General features: G+C 53.6%; 24 protein-coding genes. 7 read left to right on the top strand and 17 right to left on the bottom strand.

The features are described 5' to 3' along the window. Positions 1 to 1,449, top strand: a complete 1,449-nt coding sequence (locus KY496_RS05150; protein ID WP_219864119.1) for a TniQ family protein — start codon at positions 1 to 3, stop codon at positions 1,447 to 1,449. Here KY496_RS05150 and KY496_RS05145 read toward each other — a convergent pair. The 4 genes from KY496_RS05145 to KY496_RS05130 form a co-directional block, all read right to left on the bottom strand. Then, positions 1,423 to 2,601, bottom strand: a complete 1,179-nt coding sequence (locus KY496_RS05145) for a UvrD-helicase domain-containing protein (protein ID WP_219864118.1) — start codon at positions 2,599 to 2,601, stop codon at positions 1,423 to 1,425. The two genes, KY496_RS05150 and KY496_RS05145, sit on opposite strands and share 27 nt — an antisense overlap. After that, positions 2,594 to 4,255, bottom strand: coding sequence for an ATP-dependent endonuclease (locus KY496_RS05140; protein ID WP_219864117.1), 1,662 nt, complete (start codon positions 4,253 to 4,255; stop codon positions 2,594 to 2,596). The genes KY496_RS05145 and KY496_RS05140 overlap by 8 nt, the downstream gene beginning before the upstream one ends. 141 nt (positions 4,256 to 4,396) lie before the next feature. After that, on the bottom strand, positions 4,397 to 5,341 hold the full coding sequence (locus tag KY496_RS05135) for a site-specific integrase (protein WP_219864116.1): 945 nt from the start codon (positions 5,339 to 5,341) through the stop codon (positions 4,397 to 4,399). Positions 5,342 to 5,587: 246 nt separating this feature from the next. Beyond that, positions 5,588 to 7,408, bottom strand: a complete 1,821-nt coding sequence (locus tag KY496_RS05130) for a retron Ec67 family RNA-directed DNA polymerase/endonuclease (RefSeq protein ID WP_219864115.1) — start codon at positions 7,406 to 7,408, stop codon at positions 5,588 to 5,590. Positions 7,409 to 7,938: 530 nt separating this feature from the next. On the opposite strand from KY496_RS05130, the gene KY496_RS05125 reads away from it, so the two are divergent. Then, complete coding sequence (locus KY496_RS05125) at positions 7,939 to 8,997, top strand: DNA-binding protein (protein WP_219864114.1); 1,059 nt, start codon at positions 7,939 to 7,941, stop codon at positions 8,995 to 8,997. 289 nt (positions 8,998 to 9,286) lie between these two features. Here the strand turns inward: KY496_RS05125 and KY496_RS05120 are convergent, their stop codons facing one another. The 11 genes from KY496_RS05120 to KY496_RS05070 form a co-directional block, all read right to left on the bottom strand. Further along, entirely contained in the window at positions 9,287 to 9,643 is a 357-nt protein-coding gene (locus KY496_RS05120) for a hypothetical protein (protein WP_219864113.1), read from the bottom strand. A gap of 604 nt (positions 9,644 to 10,247) precedes the next feature. Beyond that, entirely contained in the window at positions 10,248 to 10,757 is a 510-nt protein-coding gene (locus KY496_RS05115) for a transmembrane anchor protein (RefSeq protein ID WP_219864112.1), read from the bottom strand. A gap of 56 nt (positions 10,758 to 10,813) precedes the next feature. Next, complete coding sequence (locus tag KY496_RS05110; RefSeq protein WP_219864111.1) at positions 10,814 to 11,443, bottom strand: transmembrane anchor protein; 630 nt, start codon at positions 11,441 to 11,443, stop codon at positions 10,814 to 10,816. A 14-nt stretch (positions 11,444 to 11,457) separates the two neighbouring features. Then, positions 11,458 to 12,099, bottom strand: coding sequence for a HupE/UreJ family protein (locus KY496_RS05105; protein ID WP_229520524.1), 642 nt, complete (start codon positions 12,097 to 12,099; stop codon positions 11,458 to 11,460). Between the two features lie 140 nt (positions 12,100 to 12,239). Next, positions 12,240 to 12,605: a hypothetical protein gene (locus KY496_RS05100; protein ID WP_219864109.1), complete on the bottom strand. Its 366-nt coding sequence runs from the start codon at positions 12,603 to 12,605 to the stop codon at positions 12,240 to 12,242. Positions 12,606 to 12,643: 38 nt separating this feature from the next. Next, entirely contained in the window at positions 12,644 to 13,975 is a 1,332-nt protein-coding gene (locus tag KY496_RS05095) for an MFS transporter (RefSeq protein ID WP_219864108.1), read from the bottom strand. Between the two features lie 154 nt (positions 13,976 to 14,129). Further along, a complete protein-coding gene (locus KY496_RS05090) occupies positions 14,130 to 14,492 on the bottom strand; it encodes a hypothetical protein (RefSeq protein ID WP_219864107.1) in 363 nt (120 codons plus the stop codon). An 88-nt stretch (positions 14,493 to 14,580) separates the two neighbouring features. Next, positions 14,581 to 17,817: a CusA/CzcA family heavy metal efflux RND transporter gene (locus KY496_RS05085; RefSeq protein WP_219864106.1), complete on the bottom strand. Its 3,237-nt coding sequence runs from the start codon at positions 17,815 to 17,817 to the stop codon at positions 14,581 to 14,583. Then, complete coding sequence (locus KY496_RS05080; protein WP_219864105.1) at positions 17,817 to 18,992, bottom strand: efflux RND transporter periplasmic adaptor subunit; 1,176 nt, start codon at positions 18,990 to 18,992, stop codon at positions 17,817 to 17,819. Before KY496_RS05080 ends, KY496_RS05085 begins: the two co-directional genes overlap by 1 nt. Continuing rightward, the gene (locus tag KY496_RS05075; protein WP_229520425.1) at positions 18,989 to 20,377 is read right to left on the bottom strand and encodes a TolC family protein; all 1,389 of its coding nucleotides are present in this window, start codon (positions 20,375 to 20,377) and stop codon (positions 18,989 to 18,991) included. Before KY496_RS05075 ends, KY496_RS05080 begins: the two co-directional genes overlap by 4 nt. A gap of 22 nt (positions 20,378 to 20,399) precedes the next feature. Next, positions 20,400 to 20,780, bottom strand: a complete 381-nt coding sequence (locus tag KY496_RS05070) for a hypothetical protein (RefSeq protein ID WP_219864104.1) — start codon at positions 20,778 to 20,780, stop codon at positions 20,400 to 20,402. A 71-nt stretch (positions 20,781 to 20,851) separates the two neighbouring features. On the opposite strand from KY496_RS05070, the gene KY496_RS05065 reads away from it, so the two are divergent. Continuing rightward, positions 20,852 to 21,106, top strand: a complete 255-nt coding sequence (locus KY496_RS05065) for a metal-sensing transcriptional repressor (protein ID WP_219864103.1) — start codon at positions 20,852 to 20,854, stop codon at positions 21,104 to 21,106. A 77-nt stretch (positions 21,107 to 21,183) separates the two neighbouring features. Here KY496_RS05065 and KY496_RS05060 read toward each other — a convergent pair whose 3' ends face one another. Both KY496_RS05060 and KY496_RS05055 read right to left on the bottom strand, forming a co-directional pair. After that, positions 21,184 to 21,396, bottom strand: coding sequence for a hypothetical protein (locus KY496_RS05060; protein ID WP_219864102.1), 213 nt, complete (start codon positions 21,394 to 21,396; stop codon positions 21,184 to 21,186). A gap of 338 nt (positions 21,397 to 21,734) precedes the next feature. Next, complete coding sequence (locus tag KY496_RS05055; RefSeq protein WP_219864101.1) at positions 21,735 to 22,160, bottom strand: hypothetical protein; 426 nt, start codon at positions 22,158 to 22,160, stop codon at positions 21,735 to 21,737. 178 nt (positions 22,161 to 22,338) lie between these two features. Here KY496_RS05055 and KY496_RS05050 point away from each other — a divergent pair, with 178 nt between their 5' ends. The 4 genes from KY496_RS05050 to KY496_RS05035 all read left to right on the top strand — a co-directional run bounded on the left by KY496_RS05050 (position 22,339) and on the right by KY496_RS05035 (position 26,402). Next, complete coding sequence (locus tag KY496_RS05050) at positions 22,339 to 22,722, top strand: hypothetical protein (protein WP_219864100.1); 384 nt, start codon at positions 22,339 to 22,341, stop codon at positions 22,720 to 22,722. Between the two features lie 339 nt (positions 22,723 to 23,061). Then, the gene (locus tag KY496_RS05045) at positions 23,062 to 23,307 is read left to right on the top strand and encodes a helix-turn-helix domain-containing protein (protein ID WP_219864099.1); all 246 of its coding nucleotides are present in this window, start codon (positions 23,062 to 23,064) and stop codon (positions 23,305 to 23,307) included. A gap of 204 nt (positions 23,308 to 23,511) precedes the next feature. Further along, complete coding sequence (locus KY496_RS27425; protein WP_373889469.1) at positions 23,512 to 24,243, top strand: DUF6710 family protein; 732 nt, start codon at positions 23,512 to 23,514, stop codon at positions 24,241 to 24,243. A gap of 1,073 nt (positions 24,244 to 25,316) precedes the next feature. Further along, positions 25,317 to 26,402 carry an AAA family ATPase gene (locus tag KY496_RS05035; RefSeq protein WP_219864097.1) on the top strand — a complete coding sequence of 362 codons (1,086 nt, stop codon included), beginning with the start codon at positions 25,317 to 25,319 and terminating at the stop codon, positions 26,400 to 26,402.

Genomic DNA, 26,402 nt, shown 5'->3' with positions numbered 1-26,402 from the left:
ATGAAATCATTCCCAACGGTAAACTGGTGGCGCAACAACCTACGTATTCACGAGTCAACGTACTCCTTTGTCGCTCGTTTTGCGTGGCTTAACGGCATCAAAATCGGGGAGAGTAACGTGTTCTTAGGCCGTCTATTGGACCAAACGCCTCAGGCCGCTCAGAACAACATCCTTCATCTTTCAAACGCGTTGAATGAAGATGTGGAGACACTGAAGTCCGTACTTATGCCACCCATTCAGTTGCCAGGTGGCTACCAAAACTTTTACACAACAAAGCGCGATCACGGTTCAGTGCGGTATTGTGAAGACTGTGCGGCGGTTGGTTACCATAGCTATCTTCACGAGCTAGAGTGGCTTGCTCAATGTCCATTCCATAACTGCGATCTAAAAGTTCAACACCCAACAAAATACTCGTCAAATAAGCAAATAAAAAAATGTGAGACGCTCGCCGCGATAATGCAAACTAAGTGCAAGGAATGGCCAAGAGCAACTAGGAGCGTTGTTGCTGGAGAGTTCCCGAGATTTTTATGGCTGTCAAAGTGGCTACCTCGCGTCACCGCAATATCTGAGGAATTCTCCCAGAAGATTATCTGGAAAAGCTACGAACAGCCCTTGCCTGAGACAAGAACTCCTGAGCAAGTGCTCGGGAGGCTACATTCCTTCGCTCCAATACCACCTCAAATGAAATCGATGTTCTCAAACATTGAAGAGGGTTGGAAAGCTGAGGTAGTAAATTTTCCTAAAGAGGCGCGCGCTGAGTTCGCCCGTATTACCTCTACAGGAATTAACAATTTATACGTACTGTTCAAAAGAATTTCTGCTTACTCGGATAAACAGTTTAGATTCGTTACCGAAATGCGCACTCGTTTGGGTGCGCTAGCATCGAGTCATCCAAACTGCCAGTGTGTGTGGGGAAGCGAGGAGACCAGGTATGGACAGCGCTGGATACGAGTCCATCCTGATGAGTGGCCGCACTGGAACATGATGTGCCCCTATGACTTTGTTGCTAGGGAAGTGCATATGGCAGTAGGTGAGCGCTTTGAGCGCCTAAGCTATCGAAGACGGGAAGTAGAGCAAACGAGTCTTATTGAGCAATCTCGAGAACTCAAAGCAAGATGCCTAGTAGAATTCACTGCCAACGCGCAGGTGTCGCCCGAAGGGCATCTTTACATGTTTCCGCAGAACTGGCCGCCGCTTAGTTGGGTCGGCACACCTTGGGTAAACCAAATATTTGATACCGCTGCACTATTTGAGTTTCGAGCAATCTATGATTCGTATATCACGCTATTGGAAGAAATTCGAATCGGCGAGAATCCTGGGAACTATGATGCCCCCCCTGTTTTACTCTGGCTATCAGAAACTAAAAAAGGCCTGGTTCTTATCAGATGGCACAAACCTGATTCGCCGCGATTGGATTGTGCATTACGCGTTCAGCTCGGCCCGTCCTAGTGATGACTGATCCCAAATAACGAATCTTGCAGCCGAAGCCTTCTTATCAGGAACAATAAACGCAATGCTATAGCGTGCACGTGTAATAGCAACGTACATCTTGTTTTGTGCTATAGAGGCGTTTGACGGGAAGGGAACTGCTCCGTTCCAGACAAACTGCATCTGGCTCTCAGCAGGCAAGATCAGTACCCGATCGAACCCTAGCCCTTTGCTGCTACCAAAATTGTAGCAACGCACGTGTGGGGGAAGAATCTTTGCTCCCGATGCGACTTGCCATCGTAACACCGTAGGGTTGTAAGCTTCGATATAGTCGGTAACTTGCGATTCTCTAACAGTAAATGCACCTACATGATGTGCGAACTCAGGCGGAACATCCACAACAGCTGAATCGGTTTTCCCGTAGCTCCCTAAATGCACCGAATCAGCGATATTGCATATTGTCTGGATCGATCTCCAATTTTGAGTTAGCTCTTGCTCGACAAAACGCATAGCTTTAAACGCTGAAATTTTTTCGACCGCAGTTAAAGGAGCCTTTTGACCAAATGCCGTGTCATACACCGTTTGCCTGAAATCACCGACACACGTGATCGTCGGCTTGGCCCGTTTGTTGAGGATCTTTAGCACATCGTAATCCCACCCGACTAGATCCTGCACTTCATCGAAGTACACATGGCTGTAGATTTCGCCTAAACGATCCGCAGCAGCGTTCTGTGTTGCTTTTGCAATTCTCACTGCAAGTTTTGCGAGGTACCCCGAGTGCGCTTTTGTTTCGCACAATGTCAAAAAGTGTCGTGGATTGAACGAGGAATTGTCTAGGTATTCAGCGCGTCCAGGAATAAAAAATTTTGAATTTTCCTGGAGGTGTGGATTTCTTTCATTAAAGAATATTTCGTTAATGCGATTCTTGAAGAGCGCTTGTTGATATGGCCTCACCATGTCCTCAAGATAAAATGAAAAGATGCCTTTTACAACAAATCTATCGCTCGATTTACCATAAGCCTGAAGAAATCGGTTGCGGAGCTCGTGCTGATTGTTAATTGTATATGTGACGACGAGCACCTTTCCACCGCGATCGATCTCGGAAATCGATTCAGCAATGATTTTTCTGGTCTTCCCTGAGCCAGCGCCGGCTATACAAAGTGTATTAGGCAAAATTCAGTACCTCATCAAGGAAAGAAGGATACTTAAAGGCGGCGCTGGACTCAAATAGCCTTATAGCGGAATCAACCTTCTTCTTACCTTTGCCGTCTCCGTCTAAGCTTCTAAACCACGCAATTACAAAAGCAACCTTATCTTCAAGAGATTGCTCCGCCATCAATAACGTAAGAGTTTGCGGGGATAGCACAATTTTTGCAAAACTTACGAGTTCCGCCTCGGTAGCTGCGTTTGCTAGTATCAACGCTGGCTCTAGAGAGAACTCGGAATCTACTTTAGATGATATAATATTAATATTCTTATGTAGCGAATATTCATTCTGCGCCTCTAGAATGTTTTTATTATAATTGCCATCGTTATCGCGAAGTACATTTACTGCGGTACCAATCTCCTTTCCTATCTCGATAAAGGTCTTAAACCCCACCCCACGCACTACAATGATGTCGATTCCGTCATGCTCTGGTAAACGACCCTTGTGAGTATCACGGTAAATCCTTTTGAGGACCAGCTCATCGGATGGCCCTTCAACTAGGATCACTTTTTTTGAAAGTGCAACACGTAAGGTATCGAAACCGGGCAGCCGCTTAAGAGTTCGTACAACCTCTTTGTCTAACAGATGGAGGCGTTTGCATGTGTTTTGGAGCAAACATATTTTATCGATGCTAAGCTTATTTAACACATACGAGCTATGCGTCGACAGAAACAATTGCTTACCATCACGTTGATCTTCAATATCCTGCACGAGTCTACTGAGCTCAATATGGGAGAGATGATTTTCAGGTTCTTCCATCATAATAAGGTCAATATCTTTCGACTTATTATGAAGAGCTAATTTAATTTGAACCTTGCTTTGCTCACCTTTGCCGATCATATGAAACGGTACCGAGTCGACTTCTAGTTGTAATCCGTTTTGCAACGCTCCCGCCGGCATAGTGTTCGCGCAGATAGTAAGCTTCTTTGTAGTAATTTTGTTATCCGAGTCAAGGTCCGCGTTGACCGTCTTAACCTCTGCCGTGTCGTTAAATGACTGAAGAGTTTCTCGATAATTGAGGCTAAGTCGAAATTCCTCATCTTTTCTTAGCGCCGTACTCAATACATTCGAAATATATTGGTTTTTTCCAAAAGTCGGGTGGATTCTTGTTGGGTCAATGTAAAGCGCTCGAAATTGTTTGGTCATCGGCTTAATGATGTTCCACGCAAAATCCATCCACTCGATCTTGTAGAACTCGACAGGGATACTTGTTATACGAGCGCCCGACGCTAGGTATTCGTTATACGCATCGGTAAAGTCCGGATCGAAGCTGGCTTTTACTTGAATACCCTGAGCGTCTCTTTGCAGGCTATTGTTCGTGCCTTTGTAGGCAGGAACATCGGTTATATACGCTTCAATCGCGAGCACCGGTAGATCGGCGATTCTTTTGCTAGTCTCTAGAAACTTAGTTACGGTTTCCGCCGTGAATAAGTCTGGTGAGAACTCAGCATTAAACGGTCGGTTACGATATTGAAAGTTAAGAACTACTTCAAGCGCTTCTAAGATTGTACTTTTGCCCGCGTTGTTGTCTCCGACGAAGATGTTCACATCGTGATTGAAGTCGAAAATTTGATTTCCGAATTTCTTGAAATTGAGTAAACGTAGTGAATTAACCAGCAATTTTATATCTCCGCGTGGACGCAGCCGCCTGAGCTAAAGCCGCCAAGAATTATGTTTCCATAATACTACGGCACGAGACAGGTTTGCCAGCGGGAAATTTCGGTCCGTGATTTTGTTAGTTGAGGCGCTGTAGCCGGCGAATTAGCTACCTGGCGACGAGCTCACGTGCGATCGCATTTGTGCAAACGGATCCTTTGACTCGACGTATCTCATCGCTGACTGAACGTCACGCCATCCAACATAGCCCATTAGCGTTTTGATGTCCCAGCCGTTTGCTGTGGCCCAATTTGCGAAACCGCGTCGTAGCGAGTGACCGCTGTACTGCTCAGGGAATGGAACGCCTGCGGCATCGAACAACTTTCGCAACAAAGGAACAAGGCTGTTGATATGTAGACCCACGTCGCTGACGTTGCCCCAGCGGTCAATAGCGCGAAAAACCGGGCCGTGTCTGAGGTTCGCGACCTCGATCCATGCAAGGTATGCATCGACAGGACAAAGCTCTATTAGTGCCGGCGTAGTGAACGTTCGCCCGCGGGCTTCGCGATCACCTTTGGATTGCGCAAGGAAGCACTTCATGCCCTGGCCAGCAATCGCCTGTATATGTTCAACTTGCAGCCGTGCTAACTCGTCGCTGCGAAATCCGCGCCAGAACCCGATCAAGAGCAGGGCGCGATCGCGAGTGTGCCGAAGCTCGTCAGTTCGGCGCCCGTGGGTTCTTGCAAGTGCTATTACGTGACCCAGCCAGTGAGTAACCGTGGCAATTTGCGCGAGCTCAAGCGGCCGCGCCTGCTTCGGGAGCGTCGAGTGAAGCGTACGGATGCCTCGCATCACCTTACGAACTAACCGGGACTTCGTAGGATCAGGGAATCCATGGGACTGGTGCCAGTCGGCAATCGCGGCTAGTCGTAACCTTAGCGTGCTTATTGCAGCCATTTCCGCGTGTTGTGCAAGGTAGCGCGCCACCGATTCTGTAGATGCAGGGAGCAGACCACCCCACTCAACTTCGAAGTGCTGCAGAGCCAAGCGATAGGCACGCACCGTGTTCGCCCGGGTACCTGCCTGAACATAGTTCTCGATCGTACTCATCGCCAAAGCTTACCGTATCCGCATTCATAAATCACTGACTACATGAATGCTACGCGGGCGTTTGCTGTCGTCTATCGGGTAACAAGGTCGGTCGACGTCCGCGCATGCGTGCTGCTGGTTGTAATTAACGACGTTGCCGTCCGCTGTGGTGACTTAAGCTTGCGAGGCGCGTCGGAGCGAGGAAGTGATGAAAACTCGCAGGAGAGGGCGGCACCCATTGCCTTCCACCTAAACCAAAGTGTCAAATCAAGCAGCCTTTTTTGCAGGTTTATCCACCGTAGCCGAGTGCGGATGTTTCTTATAAAAGTCCTCTAATGCTAGAGTGATGTTGTCGAGCAACGAACTAAACCGGGAAAAATCAATGTCTTCAGCATTCGGCCTAATTACCTTGTGGGCAAATACCTTTTTCCCAAAATACTTGCTGTTATCCGCTTTGTTAGCAGGGTTGAATACTTTTCCATCTATATCTCTTGAACGAGTCTTGTCGTCGAAGAAATCTTCGATCATCGATTCTAATTTGCCGTCTAACAAGGGTGTTGGAACTAAGTAAAGATTGCCTGCAACATAAAGAAAGGGCGCGCTCCGATCCATCTCTTTACCAACAACCTTCTTGACCACGTCAGGTGGCCTACCTCCGCCTATGGCTCCTTTGTCATTATCAACAAGCAGGATAAAGGGATGCTGATTAGCCGGTCGAATGAATCTGTTAATCTCAGCCAAATAGCTTCGAATAAGTTTTCCTAGATCGCCAGTTCCACCACTGTTGAGTCCTAGGATCCGACCGGTGCTGGTATCGACATACTTGTAAATTCGAGGCAGTATTTCTAGTTTTTCGTTTTGAAGCTTTGCCAGTAGCGGATACTTTGCTGATAAGCTGCGAATCGCATGAATGAGATAGATGTTATCAGTATCACCTTCGCAGAGGATTACCGGCCGGGAAGGGGCAAAGAATTCTTTATAGATTAAAAACCGCCGATATAGATGATCTTTGCCTGTTAAGCCAGGCCGAGTATTTTTTTCGTCAGCTGCAGCTTTTTTCTTTTCGTCGTGAACTTTGCCACCCGCTGGTATTGACAAATTTAGGTTGTATCGATCGACGCTGTCGATGAAGCCTAGCATTCCATGTAACTCATCGGTTTTGCCAGGAACTTTTGTTAACACCAGATTGCCTTTTTCATCGCTAAGACGTTTTTCTCGCTCGAAATGTCCAAGGGTCAATAACCTATTAACCATCGCGCGTACTAGGCGACGGTATTCCGCCTTAACATTAAGTTTCTTATTAACTACCAAGCCGGTTACGTCTTGTCGAGAATCCCGATATTGCATCCGCGTTTTCAGCGAGTTTATCGAAAAGCGTGAATTGTCTATTAATCTGCTCAGTTCACTGCCCGGAGTCCATGCTTGAGGATCGATTGAATCTGGCGACGCGATCTGATGTGGGAAGCTAGGTTTGTTGGTCGAGAACGTTAGATCGTCTGCGTAGCGTGAATAGTGGCAGCCGAATTTTGCGGCAAGCTTAGACAGGTGAATGTCAAGTATGTGACCGATGAGGTTGGATATGGCTGGAGAGGAGGGAGCGCCCTGTGGAAGGCAATTTTTATGACATGCTATCTGAGCGATAATCGTTGCGACAGTAGGAGAGAGTTGAAAATTTCGATCTTTTATAAAATACCCTCGTACGCGACCGAAGTTGATCGTACCGAAGAAATTCTCCAAATCTATATTAAATACCCAACGTTTGTTGCGATGCCCCTTCGCATTCGAGAAAATCGACTTACCCTTCTTAAATCCATGCGAAGACTTGTCGTCATGCTTACCCGCCTCGGTCAATTCAATAGAGCAATTTTCCAGTAACTCTGCCAATTTTCGTTGTAGAGCCTTTAGTTCTGGTATTGGTGCACTGACTAAACGCTTCCCTCCACTACGTTTTGGGATTTCGAAATTGGCATATTTCACTTCGTCATCAATTTTATATAAGATATACGCCAGTGCGGAGGGCTTGTATCCCAGTAGATGAGCTATGTCGATTAGCGACGTTGAGGCCTTAAGGGCGGCGAGTTGAGTCATCCGGTTCCTTCAGAAGGGTAGAGGTAGACCCACGGAAACTCATTGGCAACGCATGGTAACAGTCAAGCTCCCATGCAAGGACATCGACGAGGGCATAGCCCTAAGCAATTGAAACACGTATCGCGAATCGCGATACAAAGTCTTTCCGTAGGTCTGTTGCAATCATACCATGTATGGTGATTGAGAGCATCCTGCATGCGGTATCGTGAACGAGCAACGCCTCAGCACGGATCAGTGCCACCGCTATTGCCTTCAGAGCAACTAGTTGGTTTTGTCAGGCATTCTTAAGCTACTGCATCGTCTAAACGAAACCATCTCGTGATGGCCAGCGAACTCCATCCATTCTCAGTCCTGGGAAAACGAGATTTGTACCGGATCCAGAGGCTATATACGCCGGTACGCACTGCTGACATGGGATAACTCCATATTATCCAGTCTGTTTTTTGAAGCAACTAGAACAACTTTTGGCTACCAAAATAGAATGTAATATGACAGTATGTAACCGGTACGATATTTCGCTGGAGGACACTATGGCACGTACAGGTGTGTATTTTTCCGATGTGAAGCGGGCTCGGGACAGCCTAATCGCGAAGGGCCGTCGACCATCGATCGACGCCGTACGTGCGGAGCTGGGCGATACAGGGTCGAAGACTACGATTCATAAATATCTAAGGGAACTGGATGCAGAAAAAAGCACCCAAGTCGCGCCGGTCAGTGACGCGATCCAGGCGCTGATCACCCAGCTGGCTGAACAGCTAAGAGCCGAAGCGGACGTAGTCGTCCAAGGGATACGTGAACAGCTAGTGTTAGAACGCGGGCAACATAAGCAAGAAATCGCCACGGGCCGAACTTTACTCGCGGAAGCACAACAACGCAATTTAGCAATAACTGACGAGCTTAACGGAGTACGCGAGCAACTTGATGCCACCCAGCAGCGCGTGCATGAGGAGCAAATTGCCCGCCACACAGCTGAACAGCGCAGCGCCGATCTGGCCGAGCGCATGGTCGACGCACAGCGACATCAAGCCTCCCTAGAAGATAAGCACAAGCAGGCACGCGAAGCGCTCGATCACTTCCGTACGGCGTCGAAAGAGCAGCGTGACCAGGAGGTCAGAGGGCACGAACACCAGATCCAGTCGCTACAGGCGCAGTTGCGCGAAGCTCAGCAGTCTTCGGCACTCAAGCAGGAGCAACTAACCCAGCTAAACAAGGAATCTGCAAGCCTCGTCGCAGATTTAAGAACAGTCAAGCATGCTCTATACAGCGAGAAGGAGTTTGGTCATAGCCTCGCCCGGAAAGTTGAGCATTTGCATGCGGTTGAATCGCGAGCGGCAATGGCCGAAGCGCAAGCAGCATCAAATCAAGCTCGGGCAGTCGCGGCCGAAGATGCATTGGTGAAAGCAAACCAACATTGTGGCGAACTTCGCCAGCAGCTGGCGGGCCTGGAGGCCCAGTTGAAAAGCATGCATGATACAAGCATGTTGGAACAGCGGATCGCCAAACTACAGCAGGCCGTGTTCGGCACCGATGCTCCCAAGCCCATCAAAGCGAGCCAGCCCAGGCCTGTCGCCGAAGGGGAGAGTGATTAGGAGTCAGCCACAGAGGCGCGGCTGTACGACAACCGCAAAGCAAGGATGCGCCGTACTCCTCGCGTACGGTAGCTGCAATGATCGCTCACCCGGCCGGCAATAACTACCGCCAGGTCAAAGCCCAGCAGGCCCAATTGCAATGGTCGCTATGCCCGTGCCGGCGAGGTCGCCGACCTGGGCTAGGAACAGGTGCCGATAGGACGTTCAGCATGAGGTTCGATAATGTTGGGTAGGCGACATTGCGGCGCGTAAGTATTCCACTGGCATGCGCGGGCCTGCTGCGAGTACATTACTTAATCATGAATTCTTCGGACACGACCTGCTTGTCGGCCAATGTTACGGTGACGCGGCTGCTGACGCCGTGCTCGATGGGCCCGTTCGGCCTGACCCTCATGCCGTTGATTCCGGTCGGCACGAGTTCGATGTCGCGCGTCTTGTCACCGAGGCGAACCGTCAGGAAACCGACGGCGCCTGCAGTTGGCACCTTCTGTCCGCCCATTAAGACGTAAAACACCGGAGTCTTTGCGGTATTGTCCATTTCAAGCTCTAGTACCCGGATTACGTCTTGATGCTCAAGATGCGCCCAAGCGGCGTCGCCTGCGGACAGGGCCGCGACGAGTGCGAGTATGACAGTGACTTTCTTCATGGGATTCTCTAGTTGTTCGCCGATACAGGCCTCGCGGCTGTAGCTAAGCTTACTTCTCGACATCGAAACCGGCAAAAACTAGCGTTTTTTTCGTTTCGGTCGCACGCTTTTTTTTCTATCTTTTTTTCTGGCTCCTTATTTTTATGCCGGCCCCGCCAGCTCAGCCAAGCTAGAACTGCAAGTACGGTCACGAAAGAACATACAGCGACCGCTACTGTTATAAAATAAATTTCTCCATTATGGGTATGAAAGTTCATGTATTTTACTAAGCGAAGATTTGATTACTGATTTCATTAAGAAACAAGTTTTGTTTGGTGAGCTTATATATATCACTAATTGAATATTTCGTTTATAAATGAAATATCTTCAGCTATCGATGGAACAATTTCTATCCGTCTGCAGTTGGATCCAGCTAAATCATATCCGGCTTTATGCATACTGTGATTTTGCTGCGCGCTGCAAAAAGACAACTGGCAGTCCAAACCTATTGTTGGCCCTTGGACTGCCAGCTGTGTCATGCTACAAGCATGCTATGGTCAATCTTAATAATACGGTTCCGTTCACCAAAGTCGACAAAACTTAGAGCGACGGCTTACCGGTTCTACTATTTTTTCTGTGCGATGCTCTGGTATTGACCGCTAACCTTCAATGTAATTGTGACCTCACGATCGTTTCGATTTCTCCAGAACCAGCCGTGTTCGCCATCAAACGCAGCAACCAAGGTCCCATTGTTCTGAGCAACTGCAACGCCCTTGCTGTAGCGATGTACGGTCTTGCCATCACCCGGTGGCTCGCCATGCGTGTCATGATTGACCGGACCGCCTTCGGTCTGCCAGGAATAGTCGATCTTCTCGCCTTTCTTCATGGCCATCTTGATTTCAGTTCCCTGGTTGGGCTGCAGCGTGACCCGAACTTCGTCGCTGCGAATACCGGAATCACTCGCAGGGGTTGTGCTTGTCGCAGGGGCAGCATTGGCTACGGTGGCGACCACGGCCGCATTTGCTGGTGCAGCTCCGTCGTGGCTATGGCCGTGACCACCTTCTTTCATGCATCCTGCCAGCGTGAGCGCAAGCATGACCGGAACGGCAAAAGTGAGGTGGGATTGATATTTCATTGAGAGTCCTTGTGATCTAATGTGATTGAAGTTTTATAAAGCCTGCGGGCGTTATCTCAGGATTTCTGCTTGAGGTTCTTGAAGTCGCCGCTGACTTTGACGGTGATCGTGACTGGTTCGGTGCCGCGGTTGCGCCAGTACCAGCCGTGAGAGCCGGCAAACTGGGCCGTAAGTTCGCCGCTACGGCCGGTCACGTCGTTTTCCTTAAGGTAGCGGTGGAATGCGTTTGCAGGACCGTTCAACGGCTCACCATGCGTATCGTGATTGACCTTCCCACCGCTCGCTTCCCATGCATAGCTGACTTTGTCGCCACCATCCATGTCCATCTTGACTTCGGTCCCCGCACCAGGCGATAGGGTGACCGTGATCTCGTCGGCTTTCGCCGACGGTTCCGCAGCGGCGGGCTGGCCGACTTGGCTCGAGGCAGAAGGTTCAACAGCAGGTGCAGCGGCGAGGGCGTCTGCCTTGGCATCGGCAAGTGCCTCGGCCGCAAGCTGTGTCTTAATCTCGCCCATTGCTTTCAGCCCCAGCGCCTTACCGATTCCGGTGGGATCCACACCGTATTCGGCTGGGAGGACAATGGTGATGAGTACAGCAGCTGCGGTCAGGATGGCAAGCACGGTAGAGCGAATGAGTTTCGCGGAGCTTGGCAGGTCGGCGCGTGCCGGCATATCAGTGTTGTACATGAAATATTCCTAAATTAAGCGATGAAATAGCCGGTGAGCTGATAACCCACTAGCATGAACCCTGCCGACATCATTGCGATGTTGGCGGTATAGGCATGGCGAAAGAAGCTTGCGGAGCGCCGCCAGAATCCCATGCCGATGAGAATTGCTGCCAAGGCCAGCAACTGACCGATTTCAACTCCAATATTGAAGCCGATCATGTTCGCGAATAGCCCATCCTGCGAGAGCTCGTACTCTTGTATCTTGGTGGCAAGACCGAAGCCGTGGAACAGACCGAACACCAAGGTCGCAATCTTAGTGTTCGGCTGAACGCCTAACCAGCGTTGGAATGCACCGACGTTGTCCAGCGCCTTATAAACCACCGACAAGCCGATAATGGCATCGATGAGGTATCCATTGATGGTGATACCTGTAAAGACACCAAGTAACATGGTGCTCGAATGGCCGACGGCAAACAGGCTGACGTACAGCCCGATATCCTTCAGCTTGTAAAGGAAGAAAATTACTCCGAATAGGAACAGGATATGATCGTAGCCGGTGAACATATGCTTCGCACCGAGATACATAAAGGAAATAAAGTGCACACCTGTTATTTCTGCGATATAGCCCTTATCGCCCTCGGCGATTCCATGCGCTTGAGCTGAGGCCATGAGCATCAGGTATAGAAACAACGAGCAAACTATTAATCCGCTCCATCTGGCAAGCGATGTCTGCGTGGAGGCAGTTCCGTCGAGGAACTGAGTGTTTGAAAGCATAATTTCTCCAAATATTTAAAATGCACGGCCAAGCCGCAAAATTAATCAAGCGTCCATAAGGTCTTTGGCGGTCGCTCGGGAGGAGGCATGAAAGCAGAACGCACGATGTCCGAGTCTTCACGACTTCTGCCGGCCCACTCCGCTAACACCAGTTGTGCGGCTGCCGGTTGCAGCGGAACGTCGTGCGAATGGTCTCCCGCATTGTGGGTGTGCGCATGTTTCTTTACCGAGTGCCCTGATGCGACGGTTTTATTGGAATCGTCAGCTTTCTCAAGCTTGGAGTCGGCGGCATGCACGTGCACCAAGCCGGTGTGTGACATCGACTGACTGCTCCAGGCCAAAATCCCAAGCATCGATAGGAGCAATGCCATAGCCAGAAAACGAACGGTTACGTTACGCAATTTCACGTTGAGTCTCGCCGAACAAGAAAATGCATGCCACGTAGTCAGTTTGGCCACTTCGGATGTTGATCATCGATAATGAATACATGCCGGTGCCTTCCTGGCGTTGCTTGTTCGCCGTCCACGAGATGCCCGCGCGCAGCGTCAGGATCGTGCGGATGTTCGAGCGCGTCTGGATCCTCTGAAGGCCATGACAGTGCTGCGGCGCCAAGACCGGCTGCAGCGACGATAGCGAGCACGACGAAAGTGATTGGCATCCCAAGGAGGCTACCCAGCGTGCCTGCAATTGGATAAGCGATCAGCCAACAGACGTGCGAGAGCGAGAACTGCGCGGCGAAAACCGCAGGGCGATCGTCGGCGTGCGCAGAGCGTTTCAAGAGCCTCCCGCTAGGGGTCAATGTGGTGGAGTAGCCAAGACCGATGACGAGCCAAGTGAGCAGAAACGCGGGCCATTCGTAGGGGCCGCCAACGGCGGCAACGATGGCGCCGACTACCAATCCGAAGGTCATGACGGCCGCGCCAAGCAGCATTACTGGCCGATCGGCGCGGCTCTCCAGCAGTTTTGGCAATACCAATGCCATTAGCATTGAGCCGAAGCCGAATGCCGCTAAGCCGAGTGGTACGTCCGATGCGGGACGGCCCAGTCGAGCCTGTACGTACACAACTGTATTCACAATTACCATCGAGCTGGCTGCTGCAGCAGCCAGGTTCAGGCCCAGCAGGCCGCGCAGCCGCGGCGTGCGTAGATAGATCGAGATGCCACGGAAGGTTTTTGTGAAAATGCCCCCAGTGGTGGCTGACCCGCCTGCACGCGGCAGTCGTACCGAAACGACCAGGGCGGCGGAGCAGATAAAGCCTACGACGGTGCCACCGAACAGCCAGTGGAACGAAATTACCGTCAGCAGGGCTGCCGTCAGCATTGGGCTGAGCAGGTTTTCCATGTCATAAGCCATTCGCGAGAGCGAAAGGGCTCGCGTGTAATCCTTTTCATCGGGCAGGACGTCGGGAATCGTTGCCTGAAACGTTGGCGTAAATGCCGCGGATGCAGACTGCAGCATGAAGATCAGCACATAGATTTCCCACACCTGCGTCACGAACGGCAGCGATAGCGCAACTCCAGCACGAACAAGGTCCATCGTCACGAGAAAAGCGCGACGCGGCAGGCGGTTTGCATAGGCTCCAACCACCGGCGCTATCAGTACGTACGCAATCATCTTGATTGCAAGCGCCGTGCCGAGCACGCTGCCGGCCTGCGCCCCAGCAAGCTGATACGCGAGCAGTCCTAGTGCGACCGTGAGCATGCCTGTTCCAAGCAACGCAACTACTTGGGCGAGGAATAGATGCCTGTACGTCCGGTTCGATAAAACGATCGACATGGTTTGTCCGTGATTAGTTATTGGCTGAATACGTCGGCCGTAGTCAGCCGTTCATTACTTCAAGGCCGTATGGCCGTCTCGACAGTGTCAGGACGTTGGCCCAGCGTCGCGCTCCAAGCCGTAAGGGCGATGACGTACGCGACACTGAAAGGGATCAGTTGACCGTCACATCCACGATAGCCATGCTTTCGTCAGCAAAGGTAATGCTCGCCTGGCCCTTGGTTCCGGCCGCGATCTTGCTAGCGGACTTTGCTTCCAAAACGTTCTCGCCTGCAGGCTTCAGTTGGAGGACCTGACGCCCAGCCGCACTCGCCAATGTCAGCGTACCGGTAGCGCCGGTCGTAGGGACAGCCTTACCCGCTTCAGTGACTTGGATCGTTGCGCCCGATGCGCTACTCTTCGCGACCAACGAGACTGGCTTCACAGTCATTGGCGCCGCGTCGTGGTCCGGATGCGCATTCGCGAGAGCAGCGGCCATAAGGCCAACGATACCCATCGTTGCGATCAATTTTTTCATTGCATTCTCCATGTGTGCGGCGGTGTTGCCGGCCCCGCCGCAGATGCCGTTGGGGCCTCGCCCCGTATTGCTACTTTGGGATAGTCGATCAGGCTGGCTGTGTCTCGACCGGCTTGGCATTCGCCGGACCGACTTTGCGCCGCTTCAGCACAATGCCCGTGAGCGCTGGAAGAACGAATAGCGTCAGGATGGTCGATGTGATCAGGCCGCCGATGACGACCGTGGCCAACGGTTTCTGCACCTCGGCCCCTGTGCCTGTCGCGATCGCCATCGGCACGAAGCCCAGCGATGCCACCAGGGCGGTCATCAGCACAGGGCGCAGTCGTTCCATCGCACCGTCGATAACGGCGCGTTCTGCCGCGATTCCATCCAGTAGTCGCTTGTTAATCGCAGAGATCAGGACCAGACCGTTCAGCACCGCGACGCCTGACACGGCGATGAAGCCCACTGCGGCTGAAATCGAGAACGGGATGCCGCGCAAGACCAGTGCAAACACGCCGCCCGCAAGAGCGAGCGGTACGGCTGTTAGTACGGTTGCCGTCAGCAATACGTTCCCGATCGCCATATACAGCGCTGCGGAGATCAGCACAAAGCAAGCAGGCACAATGATCGCGAGACGTTCCGTTGCAGCGCGCAGGTTCTGGAATTGTCCACCCCATTCGATCCAGGAACCGGCTGGAAGCTTGACTTCCGCAGCCAGGCGTGACTGGGCATCGTCCACATAGCTGCCCAAGTCACGGCCCACCACGTTGGCCTCGACATAAATGCGCCGCTTGCCGTTGTCGCGGCTCACCTCGTTCAAGCCTTGCGTGAACCGGAACTGCACCAGTTCGCGTAGCGGCACCGATCCCCGTACCACGCCGTCAGTGACTGGCAACATCACTGGCAGAGCACCCAACTCATCAAGATCATTTCGCATTTCACTGGGCAGGCGAACCACGATGTCGAAGCGGCGGTCACCCTCGAATATTTGGCCTGCTACGCGCCCGCCCAGAGCAGTCGACACGGTATCGGCGACTTCCTTGACGGTCAGGCCATACCTGGCGATCGCCGCGCGATCGAAGGCGATGTCAAAGGTCGGGAAGCCTTCGGTCTGCGCGACCCGCACATCCGCGGCGCCCGGCACCTTGCGCAGCACGGCTGCGACACGTTTGGCCGTATCAGCGAGCTGGTCAAGATCTTCACCGTAAATCTTCACTGCGACATCGCTGCGCACGCCACCAATCAATTCGTTGAAGCGCATTTCGATTGGTTGTGTTACGTCGTAGTTATTGCCGACCAGGAAAGCCGTCTTCTCGCGAATGCGCTCGATCACCTGTTCTTTTGTGGTGACGCCCTCCGGCCACTCGCTCTTCGGCTTCAAGATAATGTAGTTATCTGAAGCATTTGGCGGCATCGGGTCGGCGGCCAGGCTGGCTGTACCGGCTTTCGAATAGACGGTCAATACTTCTGGCAGCGTCAGGACGGCTCGTTCCAGCGGCAAGTCCAGCGCAGCGGACTGCTCAATCGTGGTGGAGGGAATGCGTACTGAGGACAGGTTCAGGTTCTGCTCGTCCAGGGTGGGCATGAACTCTCGGCCGACGAATCCGAAGGCAACGGTTGCCAGCGCGAGCACCGCAACGCCGGCACCGATGAACGGCGCAGGACGTGCGACAGCGCGCCGCAATAGTGGCTCGTAACGGCTCTTGGCCAAAACGATCGCCTTGACCTCTTTCTCCGACACGGGGCCTTTCATCATCACCGCGATCAAAGCCGGCACGAAGGTCAGCGACAACACGAACGCCGAGCCGAGCGCGAGCATCAGCGTGATGACCATCGGCGAAAACATCTTGCCCTCGACACCTTGGAACGTCAGGCAAGGCAGGAAGACGAGGAAAATCACCAATTGGCCGTAGATGGTCGGCCGCAGCATTTCACGAGAGGACTCAACAACTTCTTCAAGCCGTTCGCGAAGAAGGAGGGTACGTCCTTCGTGGTGTTGGCGTTCGGCAAGGCGCCGGAGTGTGTTTTCGACGATGATGACGGCGCCGTCGATGATCAGACCGAAGTCGAGGGCGCCAAGGCTCATCAAATTGCCGGAAATCCCAAGCGAATTCATGCCGATAGCACTCATCAGGAGCGACAACGGAATGACAAGTGCTGCAATGACGGCAGCGCGCCAGTTGCCCAGCAGTGCAAACAGGATGGCAACGACAAGTAGCGCTCCTTCCGCCAGGTTCTTTGCAACCGTGGAAATCGTCGCCACGACCAGCTGCGACCGGTCCAGCGTTGGCACCAGCGTGATCCCCTCGGGCAGGGTGGTCTTAATTTCTTTCAGCTTTTCGCCAACGGCGGCTGCAACGGTTCGGCTGTTTTCGCCCACCAGCATCAGCGCACTACCGACGACAGTTTCATAACCATTGCGGCTGGCTGCGCCGCGGCGCAGCTCCCCGCCAATCGTCACCTTGGCGACTTGGCCAACCGTGATCGGCACGCCGTCGCGCGTCGTTACCACAGCTCGTGCGATCTCATCCTGGTTGCGGATGCGCCCATCGGCCCGCACCAGGTAAGCTTCACCGGAACGGCGAATGTAGTTGGCACCGACCGAAACGTTCGCAGCTTCCACCGTTTCAGCCAGCTGAGCGATCGAAATCCCCAGCGCAGCCAGCCTCGCCGAATCCGGTTCGATCACGTATTCCTTTACGTAACCGCCCAGGGAGTCGACGTCAGCCACGCCGGGCGTGGTCCGGAGCTGTGGCCGGACGATCCAGTCCTGTACAGTGCGCAGATAAGCCAGCTTCGACACGTTATCGACCAGCCGCTCGCCCTGTTCAGTCAGGAAGCTGCCGTCTTTCTGCCAGCCAGGCTTGCCATCTTGCACAGGCGCTCCTTTGCCGTTCGGATGCGCGTACTCCACGCTGTAGTGAAATACTTCACCAAGCCCGGTTGATACGGGGCCCATCTGCGGCTCGGCACCTTCAGGAAGGTCAGGCCGCGCACGGGCAAGGCGTTCCGAAACCTGCTGACGCATGAAATACAAGTCGGCATCTTCCTTGAAGATGGCGGTGACTTGGCTAAAGCCGTTGCGTGAGAACGAACGGACGTTCTCGACGCCATTTAGGCCGGATAATGCCGTCTCGATTGGGAATGTGACTCGCTTTTCGATTTCTACGGGGCTCAGCGTCGGTAGCACCGTATTAATCTGCACTTGTTTGTTGGTGATGTCCGGCGTCACGTCGATCGGCAGCAGGTTGAGCTGCCAGCCGCCGATGATGGCAACCACCATCGTCATGAACAGGATCAGCCAGCGCGAGCGGACTGATGTGGTAAGGATGGCGTCGATCATTATTCGTCCTTCTCGGCCTTGATCATGTCGGCCTTCACCAGGAACGCATTGCGTGTCGCGACTTGGTCACCCGGCTTCACGCCCGAAACGATCTGTGCCATACCACGGCTGCGGTTACCGACTAGCACTGGCGTCGGCCGGAAACCATCCTTGGTTCGCACGAACAGCACATCGCGGCCTTCAATGTTCTGAACCGCGTCTTCCGGTACGGTCATGTCGGCACCACCATCCTTAATGTGCAGGCGGGCTTGCACGCCTTCACCTACGATAAGTTGTGCGCCCTGCGCCGGCGATAGCAACACAGTAGCCGCACGTGAGGAACCGCTGACGGTCGGTGTAACAGAACGTACAGTAGCCTCGACCGGGGTGCCGCTCGTGCGCACCAGGGTAGCCTTGTCGCCAACAGCGATGCGGCCAATGTCTGCAGCAGGCACGGATACTTCGATCAGCGGCTGGGCCGCGCTAGCGATACGGAACAGTTCGGTCTGTGGCTGGACATAGCTACCGAGCGTTACTGTCTGCGCCGTTACCTTGCCGCTAATCGGGCTGACAACCGCCACTGATGCGCCGTCGGAGGAGACCTTGGCAGACCGTGCCACATCTGCTGCCCGCTTAAATTCAGCGTTTGCAACAGCCAGAGCGGCTTGCGCGGCTTCCATCTCCTGGCGCGGCGTGATCCCCTGTTCAAACAGGGTCGATTCACGCGCGAACGTCTTGCGAGCCAGTTCAGCCCGTGCGCGCGCGACGTTGCGCTCTGTCGACATTGCTGCGGCTTCCTGGCTTTCGACGCGAGCCACCACGTCGCCCGCTTTGACAGCGTCGCCTAGTTGACGCTCGATGCGAGTCACGTTGCCAGGCGCGCGAGCAACCAAAATAGCTTCACTATTCGGCGCTGCAGTCACGGTGCCAGCAGTCAGGATTTCGGCTTCCAGCCCCCCGGAGGCGACGGGCTCGACCGCGATACCTGCAATCGACAGGTATTCGGCTGGGATCGTCACCTCGTCAGCAGGCTCTGTTGCGTTGCCGCCGGCGGCAGGCACAGAGGCGGACGCGGCTATCGTCTGCGGAGGAGTCTTCGGTTGCAGAAGATTTGCGGCGCCAAAGCCAAGCGCCCCGGCGATAGCGAGCAGTAAAGCCGCTACTGGCCACGTTGGCCTGCGGGATTGTTCATTCATTGTGTATCTCCAAAAGCGATGCGGCCTTCAGCCGTAGAAAGAGTGGCGATGGCGCGGATACGCTCTAATCGCGCCTCGATCGTGCGTTGTTGTGATTCAGCCAGCGCGCGACGGATCGCCAGCAATTCGAGCAGGGAAGCTTTGCCGGCATCGTAGGCAAGGCGCCCGAGGCGGTAAGCTTCCGTTGCCGCGAGCTCCCCCTGTTCGAGGGCGCGCACGCGCATGTCGGATGCAAGTACTTGGGCTGTTGCTGAGCCGTGTGTTGCAATCGCTTCCAATCGTGCTGCTTCGACGCGCTGGGATGCCCCTTCAACGCGTTCACGCGCCGCATTAATGCCAGCCTTGTTCCGATCGAACAAAGGAATCGTCGCGCTTAGCCCTACGGTAGCCGCCTTCTCGTCAGTCCAGCCATATCTCCGCATACCTAGCGAAACTCCGATATCCGGCAACCAACGTTTTTCTTCAATTCGTACTTGCGCCGTCAATGCCTCTCGCTCGGCTACTGCTGTGGCCAGTGCCGGAGTATCAGCAGCGTTCCAAGCCGATGCTGGAGTCGGCGCCGTAGCCGAAAGTAGGGGGTGGGTAATCCTGGTCAATGGCTCGGTAGCGCCGACAAGCGCGGTCAGTCGTGCCAGTGCGCTAGTGGATGCGGCCGATGCGGCTAGCACATCGGACTGAGCTGCGGCCAAGCTGGCTTGAGCCTGGACAAGTCGCAATTGCGCCTCGCGTCCGGCCTTGACCAAAGCCTGCGCCGCACGTAAATCGTCTTCCGCACGTGCCGCTTCGGCATCGGCGACTTCCTTACGGCGCTGCATCGCTTCGGCCGTTGCATAAACGATGGCCAGTTCGGCAGCGTAAGCAACGCGGGCCTGACGCTCGCGTGCCCCGGCAGTCATGGCCTTCTTGCGTTCCGCCGTGACCCGCGCGTTGCGCTTACCTCCGACCTCGAATACTTGAGTCACCGTATAAGTGTCTTGCCGCTGGCTGGAACCGCCTTGCTTTGGCGCGCCGAGATCTTCGGCGGTCGCGGTGAGGGTGGGGTTCAGCCAGGTCTGCGACTGCCGTACGTCGGCTGCGGCAGCCCGAACATTTGCAGCCTGCTCCAATAGCAACGGTGCGCTGGCTTGCGCTTGGCGCAACAAATCACCAAATGACGGACTGTCAGCAGCGGAAGCAACCGACAGCGTCGAGGCCAGGCAGAGACTGATGAGAAGGCGTAGTACACGCGTGTTCGTTTCGGTGCCATGGCACCTCGCTCGCCGAACGGACGAGTTCAGCGAACGGCCACGCGACGAAGCGCATGGACCTTGAATATATTTGTGCATAAAAATCCCGCGAATTGTCTGAATGCAGAAATAGCGGGCCGCGTCACGGCAGCGTGCCATGACAACTCAGCGGACCCGCGAATCAGAACGAGGCGCGAGGGGGGCGGATAGGAGGGAGGGTAGTGCGGTTATAGAATGTGTCGGGCCTCATCGAAGGCGCGATGCGCGCTTCGATGGGTACAGCCACCGCAGGGGATGCTGGCAGCAACACATTTATACTGAAGCCATGATCGACATCAGCAAGATGTTGAAGAGATTTCTTGGTGTCGTCTTGATGCGATCCGCCGCTATCATCGTCGTCATTGTGATGATGCAGGATCTGGTCAACATGCTCTGTGAAGTGCTGGACAAAATACACCGTACTCTGGCCGCTGCCGATCATATGCTCGAAATTACGCTCCGCCGCAGAAATCGTCTGCCACGGAAGTAAAAACATTAACAGGATGAGAAACGTGTTCTTCATCAGCACATGAAAGTTGGAGGGGGTACGGCTCAGTTTGGAGTAGTATATCCCCATAGGAGGATAACATCAACATGTCTCAGCACGAATCCCACGCGGCTGTCGTAAAGCGGCTCAAACGTGCTAACGGTCACTTGGCAAGCGTCATTGACATGCTACAGGGTGACCGCAGCTGCATTGATATTGCTCAGCAACTGCAGGCCGTCGAGAGCGCCATCCACTCCGCGAAGAAGACCCTGATCCTGGATCATATCAGCCATTGCCTCGTGCACGAACGGGATCCCGAGCAAGGCATGAGGGAGCTGCAAACGATAACAAAATTTCTGTAGACGATTCGAGTTTTCGACACTCTGCCTACTTTGCTGCGACTCTACTGCAATATTCAGCCCCAGAAGCAGCAACTGGTTTAACATGTTTCGCCCAAAGCTCGCACGTTTGAGATCGCTTCATCTTTCTGAGCCAGGGTTGCGAGTGAAACTAGCACGTCGCACTCCAGTTCTGGAGGCAGCAGCAAGCGGGCGAGGTCGCGGCGATGTTCGAGTGCGAAATCCTGCTGCTCCTCATACGCGCCCCAGTTGCCGCTGGCGAAGCGATGTCGGGAGAGGATGACGATATACATCTCAATGCTCCTGGTTCGGAAGACCATCTTTTCAAATGAATTGTCAGCAGGGGGCCAGGAACACAGCACGACTTGGGGCGAGTACTTTGCAGCGCGGTGACGGCATCAATTTGCACTCCCGAGGCCGGATAGCTGATCTTGTCGGCCCAGCTGTAATCGTCGGTGGCCGTCGCCCGCACGCCGAGTTCGCTCAGGAACCGAGTCAGGGTACCGTCGCCGGCGCCGATTTCAAGGCAGGTGCGTTGCGCGATCAGGCTGCGCAGGTGGAGTATAAACGGCTGGGAATAGAAACAATAAATTCCCTTGCGCTCCACGAGCGGCATGAGCAGGCGTCTTTGTCACAGCAGGGGCCACAGCAGGCGAAACCAGAAAAGTGAGACCGGCCTCCGTTCGAAGTCGCGTTTGAAGAGCAAGCGCTGTGCAATAACGCCATTGAAGAGGTTGAAGCGAACTTTGCCGGACTTCTGACCAGTCGCGATCGCGAGGCTGTAGCGACGCATAGCCAGCGCCGCCATCCGTTGCCGGATCGCCGCCTGCAACACGCGCACTTGATCAGCCTTTGTCATCGGCGACAGTGTGCGCTTAGCGGACTCGTCATCGGGGTGAAGAAGGCGGTGCAGGCGTGCCGGGTCGCGCGCGGCAAGGGCCGCCGCTAGTTCGGCCTCCATTGCTTCCCGCTCTTTCGGGAAGGTTTTTTTCAGAACTTCCTCGGAAGGTCGCCGCCGTAGCCAGGCCAGCACTTTAGCGGGGTCGTTCAACTGCATGCTGCATCCTCTCTAGAATGATCGAATCCTCAGTATCGAGCTCGCATAGAGACGGATAGCGGGGGCACAGCTAGAGAGCGAGGATTAAGATATGGCCGTGTTTGGCTAGAGTAGACTATGCGAAGTAGTTCTCCAAACGATCCCACCGTCGCTTATATCTTGTCATCCGGACACGACCATGCCTAATCACCACGAAAAGCTCGACAGGTTGAAACTCCTCAGTGCTATGGCGATTCTCAAGGAGCACGATCTGCCAACGATTCGCAAAACGAGCTTAGCCAACTTGGATCGATGGGTTGCCAAGGGCACATGGGTTTCAGCTTTCGATGAGTGGCGCAAGTTGATGTCCACCGGTTCGGACGCGGAAGTGATCTCTAGGATGACCGGCCTTGATGAGGACTCTAACCGTTTGCGTCAATCTCCGCCATACGCGGGTCTCATCAAGCCAGAGACGCGAAAGGCACTTCTAAAATCGGTGGGGCTGAAGCCACCGTCGACGAAGGCTGTTGCAGCGGCGGAGCGGTTCTTAGCTGAAGAAGAGTCAAAGCCCTACGGTGAGTAAGAGGGAAATGACATTGCTGTGTCTACTGGTGGCGCCACGTACCTAGTCCAAATAATTTAGAAGCGCATCTCAGCGCTTAGTTCGCTTGCGAAGGGCGTCTTCCAAGAGCTCCACCACGAGGCCTGGAACACTAACGCTTCTGCGCTGTAAGAGGGTGGCTGCTGCTGAGAGATTTAGCAGATCCTCATACATATTTGTGGGTATCCGTACGAGTACTGCCTTTTTGCTGACCGCGGGGGAGGAGTTATTCATGTGAAGGGTAGGGGAGTGTTATCAAGCAGATAAAAATGGGCCGCAAATGCCGTGGCCTATTGTGCCCGAAGAACGGACCATACCACAATGGATATCGTTCAAGGGCAGCCAGATGACGTGGGAGTCTTGTTAGCCATCGGCGCCGCAATTCGCTCTATGAGAAAAGAGATGGGGATCTCGCAAGAAGAACTGTCTTACCGCTCTCGTCTTGACAGAAGTCACATGGGTCGGATCGAGCGAGGCGAACGAAACCTGTCTCTTGTGAACCTTGTCCGTATATCACGTGGTCTGTCCTGCGCCCCATCTGAAATCCTCCGTACAGCTGGCTTCTAGCAACAACATCAACAAATCGTTAAATCGACATTACATAATGTAATGTCGAGTTGACAATTACACTACGGCTTGTCCTGTTTAGCCTTAACCCTACCGATATGCTCTGTAGGATTGCTTAGGGTCCAGGCCGACAGCGTAAGTGGTCGCCTACGGCTAGTAGAGATAAAAATCAGTTCATCCCCTAACACAATTCCACCATTGAGAGTGCGCCGAAACCGAGTCGGCCTTGTCGTAGCACGTCTACAGAAATTTTTACGCACAATTCGGTCTCCGGGTGAGCCTAACGTGGCCGCCCCTGGGACTGCTGACTGTGCAGAGGTGGAGATTTTCAAAAACTTGCTGGAGATGGCTGACCAGATAGCTGCTCACAATCCGGGTGGGGTCTTACAGCTCGTAAGCGCGATTTTGCGGCCGCTGCAGGCCGAGCAAATGCTATCCGTAGCAGAGCGCCCAAGGCATGCTGCGCTTAGCCCCGTCGACTTTGAGCAGCTTTTTTCACCAGACTATTTTTTTTCGTATTTCAACCCAGAAGACTGCTTGCAAGTCCCCGTTGAGGGGCATCAAGTCGATCTTGGACGCGACGTCGTCTTGCCAACACCATGGGCTAAAGAGCGCTTTGCGGCGTCGCTAGCATTTGTAGGAGCTGGGAAGCAGCTAGGGATCTGGCGTCAGGATTCAAACCACGGGATCTTGCTTGTACTACCGTGGAGGATTGGAATTGTCACAGGCGGCAATCACTCAATTACTGCAGGGATCCTGGCCAATGAAGGGAAAGTATCTCCCACAAATGTAGTGGATCTCGGTCCACTACTGGATAGAGTGAAATCGGACGGCGTACACTTCATCTGCCGCCAGTCCGGCAGGCGCCTCGCGAAGGTTCGCGATGCAAGGATGGCTGCGCTGTTCGAGCTAGGCCGGTATATCGGGCCGGCCTGACCAGGCAGCAGCACTGTTTCCAACTGGGCATTCCCGTTAGATAGCAGCTGGGCTGTCGTCTGACACTTTGGAGCACTGTCATTCGTGTTCTGCCTAGAGTGATGCGAATTGGATGCGCAAGTCAAATGTCCTGATCCGCCTGTAGTTCCTTGTCTGTGCCTTCTCTGACGTCTATGCTGAATAAGACGGGACTAGGGGGTGGATACAAATTTGTGCAAAAAACGGGAACAACTTTCTGCAAACTGACGGCTTTTGAATGCACGTGGTCTTGGCCGCCACGGAGCGCATTTAACATAATATAGATTATGCGAAGTTTGCCCTGGGCAGCCTTCCGATCGACGTGCAGGCCTGAGCGCTCGTACCTAAAACTCCGTACTCGGGGCACCTTAATCTACCGACTCGGCGTCAAAGCCCCGTTTTCCCCGTCGAGTCTATATGTTTAGGTAAATCTTCATGGCCTACTCATCACGTCAATAGCTTTAGGTACAACGGAAGTATTTATGGATACGGAATCGCGTCGGATGTTCAGTGATGACAGACGAGACAACTGGCTGCAGCTCGCGGATCGGCGTGTGGGACTCGGGCCGCTGGCGTCAGGCCTGGCCCGTTCCCTGAGATCGCTCCAGAACCGCCTTAGTGCTTCGTTAGGCACAGACATGCTTCCCTTGCGGACGAACTGGTAGAGCGCATTCGTGGTCGGCGTTAGGCCGTATCTGAAAAACATGATGCTGCAGGCTTCCCGATACAGATCCGAGGTTCGCGGAAAGCGTTCACGAAGAGCGTCGATGTCGGCCTGCACGGCAACCGCTATCTGGGAATTGTCGGGCATGAAGGCCTCCATAGGTGTCGAGTAATACTACGTAAACCATATCTATTCTGTCGCCCTCTTCCGTAATTCTGACATTATTATCATTATGTCGAATGTTTCCGTCGTGGCCGCGGCACTCGTTAGCCCGCCAAATCTTTTGCGTCCTAGTCGGCGATAAAAGCATGGCTTTGGTGGAAAGGATGGGATAAAATCAATGTATAGATATTTACCAAATGCTGTAACTAGTTGATACATAAGGATTGTTGTGGAAAGTTTTCCGAGAAAAGAGTTGGTAAAGGTTGTTCAGTCGGGAATGACCGGTTCGCGTAGCGCGTTCGCGCTCGCCGTCGGTCGGTTTGCTTCGAAGCTTAAACAGACTGACTTGGCGCTAGCCCAAGAGCTTGCCCAGTTCCTCTCGGTCGACAATGTCATGCGCGGCACCGGCGACTTCGTCCCGACGCCAGTGGATGCTGACTCGCGAATGGAGCTTGTAGAAACCATTTTCCCAGTGGTTTTGCCAAAACGGCCTGTCTTTAGCAACACGGTTGACAGCGTGCTGTCAGGCGTCATGAAGGAATGGCGCAGCCTCGAACTGCTAATGCAGGAAGGCCTGGCGCCGGCAAGAATGTTACTTTTTTGCGGCAAGCCAGGCGTCGGCAAGACGCTTGCTGCGCACTGGCTGGCACAAGAACTCAAGCTGCCTTTGCTGACGTTGAATCTGGCGACGGTCATGAGCAGCTATCTTGGGAAAACTGGCAACAATGTACGCGCTGTCTTCGATCATGCCATCTCTCGACCATGCGTCTTGCTACTCGATGAGTTCGATGCGATCGCAAAGCGGCGCGACGACGACAGCGATGTTGGCGAACTCAAGCGCTTGGTCAACGTGCTGCTGCAGGCCCTCGACGACTGGCCGGCGAACTCGCTGTTAATTGCGGCAACGAATCACGGTGAACTCCTCGACCCTGCAGTGTGGCGCCGGTTCGATCACGTCGTCCAGTTCGAGCCCCCTTCACCCGAGTTGATCGTGGAGTATTTGCAGGATCTGCCGATGGGCGAGAACATCCGCCGGAATCTGGCTGCGCTGCTGCACGGGGAATCGTTCAGCTCGATTGGCCACCTCATCCATTCGTCTCGTAAAAGCGCCCTCCTCGAGCAATCGGCGCTCGTACCGATTCTGGTCAAGAATGCCTTGCAGCTCAGGATGAGGAAAGGCGACATGGTTAAACCGCACGAAGGCGAGATGCTTCTGCTGCATCTGGAAGGCCTATCGCGACGGGAAATCGCATCTCGGCTGGGGAAAACCCATCCTACAGTGAGCAGTGTCATTAAACGTTACCTCGGGGAGTAA

Source organism: Massilia sp. NP310 (assembly GCF_019443485.1).
Classification (GTDB): Bacteria; Pseudomonadota; Gammaproteobacteria; order Burkholderiales; family Burkholderiaceae_D; genus Telluria; species Telluria timonae.
Note: the sequence above shows the minus strand (reverse complement) of the source record. Positions and strands in the feature narration are given on the sequence as shown.